The organism is Mycobacterium sp. 1245805.9 (genome assembly GCF_001672915.1).
Classification (GTDB): domain Bacteria; phylum Actinomycetota; class Actinomycetes; order Mycobacteriales; family Mycobacteriaceae; genus Mycobacterium.
The window spans coordinates 1-6276 of sequence record NZ_LZKR01000092.1 but is presented as its reverse complement, the minus strand read 5'-3'; the positions used below and the strand labels follow the sequence as shown (position 1 = coordinate 6276).

At 72.4% G+C, this 6276-nt stretch carries 7 protein-coding genes and 1 pseudogene; 5 read left to right on the top strand and 3 right to left on the bottom strand.

Going from position 1 to position 6276, the window contains the following annotated elements; genetic code table 11:
- From A9X00_RS13105 to A9X00_RS13095, 3 genes and pseudogenes are all read right to left on the bottom strand, one after another.
- Positions 1-444 (bottom strand): annotated as a pseudogene (locus A9X00_RS13105) (ribonuclease D); the annotation flags it as partial.
- A 1-nt stretch (position 445) separates the two neighbouring features.
- A complete protein-coding gene (locus A9X00_RS13100; protein ID WP_156772067.1) occupies positions 446-1048 on the bottom strand; it encodes a DUF3000 domain-containing protein in 603 nt (200 codons plus the stop codon).
- Between the two features lie 98 nt (positions 1049-1146).
- Positions 1147-1953 (bottom strand): enoyl-CoA hydratase/isomerase family protein, encoded by an 807-nt coding sequence (locus A9X00_RS13095; RefSeq protein ID WP_067153575.1) that lies wholly within the window; start codon positions 1951-1953, stop codon positions 1147-1149.
- 57 nt (positions 1954-2010) lie between these two features.
- Here A9X00_RS13095 and hemE point away from each other — a divergent pair, with 57 nt between their 5' ends.
- The 5 genes from hemE to A9X00_RS30780 all read left to right on the top strand — a co-directional run.
- A complete protein-coding gene (gene hemE, locus A9X00_RS13090) occupies positions 2011-3084 on the top strand; it encodes a uroporphyrinogen decarboxylase (protein ID WP_067153574.1) in 1074 nt (357 codons plus the stop codon).
- Complete coding sequence (locus A9X00_RS13085; RefSeq protein ID WP_067153572.1) at positions 3081-4439, top strand: protoporphyrinogen oxidase; 1359 nt, start codon at positions 3081-3083, stop codon at positions 4437-4439. Before hemE ends, A9X00_RS13085 begins: the two co-directional genes overlap by 4 nt.
- 5 nt (positions 4440-4444) lie before the next feature.
- Positions 4445-5140 (top strand): hydrogen peroxide-dependent heme synthase, encoded by a 696-nt coding sequence (hemQ, locus tag A9X00_RS13080; RefSeq protein WP_067153570.1) that lies wholly within the window; start codon positions 4445-4447, stop codon positions 5138-5140.
- 20 nt (positions 5141-5160) lie between these two features.
- Positions 5161-5913, top strand: coding sequence for a class I SAM-dependent methyltransferase (locus A9X00_RS13075; RefSeq protein ID WP_067153567.1), 753 nt, complete (start codon positions 5161-5163; stop codon positions 5911-5913).
- A 144-nt stretch (positions 5914-6057) separates the two neighbouring features.
- Positions 6058-6276: PE domain-containing protein (locus A9X00_RS30780; protein WP_156772066.1), on the top strand; the 219-nt coding region annotated here is incomplete at its 3' end.

Sequence of the window (6276 nt, the reverse complement as noted above, 5' to 3'; positions counted from 1 at the left end):
GTTCACCCGGTCGAAGCCGGCCAGCCGCCCCGCGAGCTCCGTGTCGTAGAGCGCGGGCGGCCGCATGCCCACCTCGGCCAGGCACGGCAGGTCCTGATCGGCGGAGTGCAGGATCCATTCGTCGCTGCCCAGCACCTCCGCGACCGGGCGCAGCGCGGTGAGCGGGTCGCCGCCGTGGCTGACCGGGTCGATGAGCACGGTGCCCGCCCCGGCCCGCCGGATCTGGATCAGGTAGGCCCGGTTGGAGTAGCGGAAGCCCGACGCGCGCTCGGCGTCCACCGCGAACGGCCCGCGCCCGCGGTCCAGGAGTCGCGCGGCTTCCTCGATCTGGCGGACGCTTACCGCGAGATCGGGAACGCCCTCGGCCGGGTGCAGTAGCGGGGTGGCTTCAGGGGTGGTTTCGGGCGCGGGGCTGTCGGGCCCGGGGGCCCCGGGTTCGCCCATGTCAGGCGCGTGAGCGGGAGGTCAGGTTGGTGACTCCGGACGGCGGCAGACCCGCGGCGTGCTCGAGGACCTCGCAGAACGCCTCGACGTGCGCGCCGACCTCGGGGGTCGTCGCGGTCCACGACGCCCGCAGCTCCAGCTGGTGGGCGCGGGGCGGTCCGGAGATGTCGCCGTAGCGCACCGAGGTGGTGGCGGTGACGGTGCCGCCCAGGGCGGTGGTGTGCTCGAGGCGCGACTCCAGCGCGTCGACCAGCCAGCTCCACGCCACCTCGGGCAGCAGCGGATCGACGGCCTCGCTCGGATCCAGGTCGGCCTGGATGTAGGCGACCAGCCGGATCGTCCCGTCCCACGCGTCGGCGCCGTCCGGGTCGTACAGCAGGATCAGCCGGCCGAACGCGTCGCCCTCGGATCGTTCCGGGACGATCTCGAGCTCGGGGTGCTTGACCTCGGCGCCAAGGGCGTAGCTGTAGGGCGCCAGGCGCTGCGGCGGGCGGATCGGGCCCAGCTCGATCTCCGGCCGCACGCTGACGGCGTTCATTGCCGCGACCGCCTCGCGGAACGGGGCCGGTTCAGTCGAGCTCACAGCGTTCGACGCTAGACCCATCACCCGACACGCCGAAACAGGCGCGCCGAGTTTCGCGGCCGTCGCGACCAAGCCGTTACCGGGCGTTTCCGGGGCCTCACAGGGGGCATCGTGACTGATCAGGGCGCTGTTCCTCCGTTGAATCGGGCCGGGCGCTTCTCGCGGTGCGCCGCGAGGCCCTCCCGGACGTCGGGGCCGCTGAAACTGAGGAATTCCAGGCCGAGCGACGTTTCGAAGGCGGGCGCGAACATGCGGTACCAGTGGTTGAGGCTGTGCTTGGTCCAGCGGATCGCGTCCTGCGCGCCGCGCGCCAGGTCTTCGGCCAGGCGGGTCGCGGTGGCCAGCACGTCGTCGTCGTCGACGCAGGTGGAGACCAGTCCGATGCGCTCGGCCTCCTCGCCGGAGAGCGTCTCGCAGGTCAGCAGGTAGTACTTGGCCTTGGCCATCCCGACCAGCAGCGGCCAGCAGATCGCGGCGTGGTCGCCGGCGGCCACCCCGAGCTTGGTGTGCCCGTCGATGAGTTTGGCGGTGCGGCCGGCCACCGAGATGTCGGCGAGCAGCGCCACCACCAGGCCCGCGCCGACGGCGGGTCCGCGGATCGCCGAGACCACCGGCTTGTCGAAGTTGATCATGTTGAGCACCATGTCGCGGGCCTCGCGCATGATGCGGATCCGGCCCTGGTAGTCGCCCATCGTCTCGTCGATCAGGTCGAAGCTGCCGCCGGAGGAGAACGCCCTGCCCTCGCCGCGGACCAGCACGACGCGCACCGCGGGGTCCCGGCCGATCACCGGCCAGATGTCGGCCAGGTCGCGGTGCATCTGCGGGCCGACCGAGTTCAGCCCCGGGGCGTCGAGCACCAGGGTCAGCACGCCGCTCTCGCTGGGTTCGCAGCGCAGGCTGGGGAACTCGTCGTAACTGATCGGCATTGGCGTGATGTTACGCAGCGGCGATGCCGGCGGGCCGTCGTGGCAGCATTGGAGCCAATGAGCACGCGCCGCGACCTCCCCGAGTCGCCGTACCTGGCCGCCGTCACCGGGCGCAAGCCCGGCCGGGTGCCGGTGTGGTTCATGCGGCAGGCCGGTCGCTCGCTGCCCGAGTACCGCGCGCTGCGCGAACGGCACAGCATGCTGGCGGCCTGCTTCGAGCCCGAGGTGGCCGCCGAGATCACGCTGCAGCCGATCCGCCGGCACGGGGTCGACGCGGCGATCCTGTTCTCCGACATCGTGGTGCCGCTGCGGGCCGCGGGGGTCGACCTGGACATCGTCGCCGACGTCGGGCCGGTGATCGCGCACCCGGTGCGCACCGACGCCGACATCGACGCGTTCAAACCCCTTGAGCCCGAGGCGATCCGGCCCATCCGCGAGGCGGTTTCGCTGCTCGTCGGCGAGCTGGGCGACGTGCCGCTGATCGGTTTCGCCGGTGCGCCGTTCACGCTGGCGTCCTATCTGGTCGAGGGCGGCCCCAGCCGTAACCACCCGCGCACCAAGGCGATGATGCTGGCCGAGCCTTCCAGCTGGCACGCGCTGATGTCGAAGCTGACCGACCTCACCGTCGCGTTCCTGCAGGGGCAACTCGAGGCCGGGGTGGACGCCATCCAGGTGTTCGACTCGTGGGCCGGGACGCTGTCGCTGGCCGACTACCGCCGCTACGTGTTGCCGCACAGCTCAAGGGTTTTCGCGGCCTTGTCCGAATACGGCGTGCCGATGACCCATTTTGGGGTGGGGACCGCCGAACTGCTGGGCTCGATGTCCGCGGCGCTGAAGTGCGGCATGAAGCCCGGCCAGTCCACCGTCGTCGGGGTGGACTGGCGGACCTCGCTGGTCGACGCCGCGGCCCGGGTCGAGCCCGGCACCGCGCTGCAGGGCAACCTCGACCCGGTGGTGCTGCTCGCCGGTTGGCCGGTGGCCGAGCGCGCCGCGCGGGCGGTCATCGACGACGGGCGCCGCGCGGTGGACGCCGGCGCGGCCGGCCACGTGTTCAACCTCGGGCACGGGGTGCTGCCCGAGACGGATCCCGGCGTGCTGACCGACCTGGTTGCGCTGGTCCACTCGTTATGACGGCCCCGTCGTATTGTGTTGTGGGCGGCGGCATTTCGGGGCTGACGGCGGCGTACCGGCTGCGCGCGGCCGCAGGCGCCGACGCGAACATCACCCTGTTCGAGCCCGGCGACCGGCTCGGCGGCATCCTGCGCACCGAACACGTCGGCGGCCGGCCGATGGACCTGGGCGCCGAGGCGTTCGTGGCGCGCCGCCCCGAGATGCCGGCGCTGCTGGCCGAGCTGGGTCTGTCCGCGCGCCAGGTCGGCACCACCGGCGCCCGCCCGCTGATCTACAGCGGCCACCGGCTGCACGCGCTGCCCGAAGGCACGGTCGTGGGGATCCCGTCGTCGCCGGCCTCGGTGGCCGATCTGGTTGACGAGGCGACGCTCGCGCGCATCGACGCCGAACCGACCCGACCGCTGGCCTGGCAGCCCGGCGGCGACCCCGCGGTGGCCGCATTGGTCGGCGACCGGTTCGGCGCGCAGGTCGTGGCCCGGTCGGTGGACCCGCTGCTCAGCGGCGTGTACGCCGGCTCGGCGGCGACGATCGGCCTGCGCGCGGCCGCACCCGGCGTGGCGGCGGCCCTCGACCGCGGGGCCGCCAGCCTGACCGACGCCGTCCGGCAGGCGCTGCCGCCGGCCACCGGCGCGCCGGTGTTCGGCGCGATCGACGGCGGCTACCAGGTGCTGGTCGACGAGCTCGTCGGGCGGGCCCGGCCGCGCTGGGTCCGGGCGGCGGTCACCAAGCTCGAACCCGGCTGGGAGCTGCTCGACGACACCGGCGCCCGCTGGCCCGCCGACGCGGTGATCCTGGCCGTTCCGGCCCAACGGGCGGCGGCCCTTCTCGACGAGGTCGCCCCGCGCGCCGCCGCCGCGGCGCGCCGGATCGAGAGCGCGTCGTCGGCGGTGGTGGCGCTGGCCGTGCCCGCCGACACTCCCTTCCCGCAGTGCTCCGGGGTCCTGGTCGCGAGCGGAGAACCGTTGCGCGCCAAGGCGATCACGCTGTCTTCTCGAAAATGGGGGCGCAAGTGGGGCGCGCGCGGGGACACCCAGCAGCTGCGGCTGTCGTTCGGGCGGTTCGGCGACGACGTGGCGGCCGGCACCCGCGACGACGAACTGCTGGGCTGGGCGCTGAGCGACCTGGTCGACGTGTTCGGGCTGGCCGTCGACCCCGTCGACGCCCGCGTCCAGCGCTGGCTCGACGCCATGCCGCAGTACGGTCCCGGCCACGCCGAGTTGGTCGCCGAGGTCCGCGCCGGCCTGCCGCCGACCCTCGCCGTGGCCGGCAGCTACCTCGACGGGATCGGCGTGCCGGCGTGCGTCGGGGCGGCCGGGCGCGCGGTCGAGACCCTTCAGGCGGAAGTGGCACGATAGGTGCCATGGCCAAACTCGACTATGACGCCCTGAACTCGCAGCTGCGCTACCTGATGTTCTCGGTGTTCTCGGTCCGGCCGGGCGAGCTCGGCGATCAGCGGGACGCCGTGATCGACGACGCGACGACGTTCTTCAAGCAGCAGGAGGAGCGCGGCGTCGTGGTGCGCGGCCTCTACGACGTGGCGGGCCTGCGCGCCGACGCCGACTTCATGATCTGGACCCACGCCGAACGCGTCGAGGCGCTGCAGGCCATCTACGCCGACTTCCGACGCACCACCACCCTGGGCCGGGCCAGCTCGCCGGTGTGGAGCAGCGTCGCGCTGCACCGGCCCGCCGAGTTCAACAAGAGCCACATCCCCGCGTTCCTGGCCGGCGAGGAGCCCGGCGCCTACATCTGTGTGTATCCGTTCGTGCGGTCCTACGAGTGGTACCTGCTGCCCGACGAGGAGCGCCGCCGCATGCTCGCCGAACACGGCATGGCCGCGCGCGAGTACAAGGACGTCCGCGCCAACACCGTGCCGGCGTTCGCGCTGGGCGACTACGAATGGATCCTGGCGTTCGAGGCCCCGGAGCTGGACCGGATCGTGGACCTGATGCGCGAGCTGCGCGCCACCGACGCCCGCCGGCACACCCGGGAGGAGACGCCGTTCTTCACCGGGCCGCGGGTGCCCGTCGAGCAATTGGTCAACGCTTTGCCCTAATCCGAATTCGAGGGGGAGACATGACTACTCAGTTTGACCCAACCGATCCCACCCGCTTCGAGGAGATGTACCGCGACGACCGGCTGTCGCACGGGCTGCCCGCCGCCACACCGTGGGACATCGGCGGCCCGCAGCCGGTGGTGCAGCGGCTGGTCGCCCTTGGCGCGGTCAGGGGCGAGGTGCTCGACCCGGGCACCGGCCCCGGTCACCACGCGATCTACTACGCAGCCAAGGGTTACTCCGCGACGGGCATCGACGGGTCGGCGGGGGCGCTGGAGCGGGCCCGCCAGAACGCCCAAAAGGCCGGGGTGTCAGTGAATTTCGAGCTGGCCGACGCCACCAAGCTGGAGGGATTCGACGGCCGGTTCGACACCGTCGTCGACTGTGCGTTCTACCACGTCTTCAGCACCGAACCCGAGATGCAGAAGTCTTATGCGCGGGCGCTGCACCGGGCGACCAAGCCCGGGGCGCGGCTGTACCTGTTCGAGTTCGGCGAGCACGACGTCAACGGCTTCAAGATGATGCGGTCGTTGTCCGAGAACGACTTTCGTGAGGTGTTTCCCGACGCCGGGTGGGAGATCACCTACCTGGGTCCCACGACCTATCTGGTCAACATGAGCGCCGAGACGATCGAGATGATGATCGCGCGCAACCCCGACATGGCCGACCAGGTCCAGCCGATGCTGGAGCGGTTCCGGGCGATGGAGCCGTGGCTCGAGAACGGCCGCGTGCACGCCCCGTTCTGGGAGGTTCACGCCACCCGGGTGGACTGAACCACCGCCGGCGTTCTCGCCGAACCCCGCGTGTCGCGACGCCCGACCGCGTAGGCTGACGCTCTTGCCGCTCGTTCGATGGTGACCGGTGGCGCCGGGGGAGATGACCACTTGGTCATGGCGCATCCGTGAGAGAGGTTGTCCATGTCGTTCGTTTTCGCGGCGCCCGATCTGGTGATGGCGGCGGCCAACGATTTGGCCGGCATCGGTTCGACGATCAACGCGGCCAACGCGGCCGCGGCGGCCGCGCCCCCCGGCGGGGGGGCGCCGGCGGGCGCGCCGGGGTGGGGGGGCGGGGGGGCGCGGGGGGCCGCGCCGGGGGCCGCGGACCCCGCGGGGGGGGGTTACCCACGGGCGCGGCCG

Bases quoted from the DNA above. Each gene is read 5' to 3' on its own strand.
- A9X00_RS13100 (WP_156772067.1), bottom strand. From the start codon at position 1,048: ATGGGTCTAGCGTCGAACGCTGTGAGCTCGACTGAACCGGCCCCGTTC.
- A9X00_RS13095 (WP_067153575.1), bottom strand. From the start codon at position 1,953: ATGCCGATCAGTTACGACGAGTTCCCCAGCCTGCGCTGCGAACCCAGC.
- hemE (WP_067153574.1), top strand. From the start codon at position 2,011: ATGAGCACGCGCCGCGACCTCCCCGAGTCGCCGTACCTGGCCGCCGTC.
- A9X00_RS13085 (WP_067153572.1), top strand. From the start codon at position 3,081: ATGACGGCCCCGTCGTATTGTGTTGTGGGCGGCGGCATTTCGGGGCTG.
- hemQ (WP_067153570.1), top strand. From the start codon at position 4,445: ATGGCCAAACTCGACTATGACGCCCTGAACTCGCAGCTGCGCTACCTG.
- A9X00_RS13075 (WP_067153567.1), top strand. From the start codon at position 5,161: ATGACTACTCAGTTTGACCCAACCGATCCCACCCGCTTCGAGGAGATG.